The organism is Streptomyces sp. MNU76 (genome assembly GCF_020982545.1).
Classification (GTDB): domain Bacteria; phylum Actinomycetota; class Actinomycetes; order Streptomycetales; family Streptomycetaceae; genus Streptomyces.
Map to the genome: position 1 here is coordinate 1 of NZ_JAJKLK010000036.1, position 1546 is coordinate 1546.

Genomic DNA, 1546 nt, shown 5'->3' on the forward strand with positions numbered 1-1546 from the left:
TGTGTCGGTGGACTATCAGCGCATCCTTCAGTCCCTCGCGGACCGGCATCGGCTCCATCAAGCCGCTGACCTGCCAGGAGATGGCCGTGGCGTTCGGCCTGGACGCGGTGCCGGCGAAGGTGGAGGCGCTGCGGTCGAAGGCGAAACGCCTGGTCGCGCGGGGCTGGCTGGCAGAGCGGCAGCCGGGCCGGTTCACCCTCGCCCAGGGCCCGGCCGGGCAAGGCGGCGCGTCATGAGCAGGGTCATCGACCAGCAGACCATCGCCTCGGCGCTGGTGGTGCGGCGTTCGAAGTCGCGTGCCAGGCGGCGGGTGCGCATCAGGTGGGCGAAGAAGGAGAGTCGGCCCGGGACGCGGTGGTCGGATTTCTCCGACTCCGTTTCCCCGGGCCGCTCACCGAACCGGACGTGCGACTCTCACCGCATCCGGCTCTCCACAGGTTCCTGCCGTTGGCTCGATGATCTATGCGGTCCACGGTGTCGGGATGTTCAAGCCGCGCCAGCGGTAGCGGGTGACCGTCACCGCGGCGATGTTGAACAACATGACTCCGTCCAGGGCAATCTGCCGCCAGCCCGAGGGGCCCTTGAACTGTCGGCGCAGGGCCGACCACGTCATGCGCCGCCGATACGTGATCATGTTGACCACCCGCCACCACACGAACGACCGCAAGGTGTTGAACGTGTGCTTGGCGACGGCGTGCTTGAAGTAGTTGGCCCAGCCGCGAAGGATCTGGTTGATCCTCGACAGCACGGCGGCGAAGGGGACCTGTGACCTCCGGTGGGTCAGCGCCCGGATCTTCCGCCTCAGTTCACGGACTGGCTTGTCCGCGATGAAGGTGTAGACGTAGTGCTTGTCCGTTCCCCGTTTGCGCATCCACTTGATGTGGAAGCCGAGGAAGTCGAACCCGTCGGCCATGTGCACCACGCGCGTCTTGGACTTCGACAGGTGCAGTCCGAGCGGGGCCAGGACCTCGCCGATCTCCGTTCTCAGCGCCTCGACGTGGTGGCGTTCGCCCCTGACGAGCACGACGAAGTCGTCCGCGTAGCGCACGATCCGCCAGTTCGGCAGGTTCTGGCCACCCGCGTGAAGCGTCGCGAGTCGCTGGACATCGTCCCGCCTGGCTTCCACGGCCCCATCACGTGCTCATCGAGCGCGGACAGCGCGATGTTGGCCAGCAGCGGAGAGATCCTGCCTTGCGGGTGCCGGTCTCGGATGGCTCCATTGTCCCGGTCTCCCGCAGGATTCCGGCCTTCAGGAACGCCTTGACCAGGGCGAGCACGCGCTTGTCCTGACTCGGGAACGCACCCGGTCCATGAGGGCCGTGTGGTCGATCGAGTCGAAGCACGCCTCGATGTCCGCGTCCAGGACCTGGCGGTAGCCTTGGGTGCCCCAGAAGTGGATCTCGGCGATCGCGTCGTGCGCCCTCCGGTTGGGCGGAACCCGTAGGAGACCGGCGTGAAGTCAGCCTCAAAGATGGGTTCCAGCACCAGTTTCAGCGTCGCCTGGACTACGCGGGTCGGCCACGGTCGGGATGCCGAGACTCCTCAG

At 66.8% G+C, this 1546-nt stretch carries 1 protein-coding gene and 1 pseudogene; one reads left to right on the forward strand and one right to left on the reverse strand.

Features of this window, described 5'->3' with window-relative positions; translation table 11 throughout:
* Nucleotides 1-236, forward strand: a pseudogene (locus E4N62_RS47740) (hypothetical protein); the annotation flags it as partial.
* 224 nt (nt 237-460) lie between these two features.
* Here the strand turns inward: E4N62_RS47740 and E4N62_RS47745 are convergent.
* The gene (locus E4N62_RS47745) at nt 461-1126 is read right to left on the reverse strand and encodes a group II intron maturase-specific domain-containing protein (RefSeq protein WP_230224796.1); all 666 of its coding nucleotides are present in this window, start codon (nt 1124-1126) and stop codon (nt 461-463) included.
* Between the last annotated feature and the right edge of the window lie 420 nt (nt 1127-1546).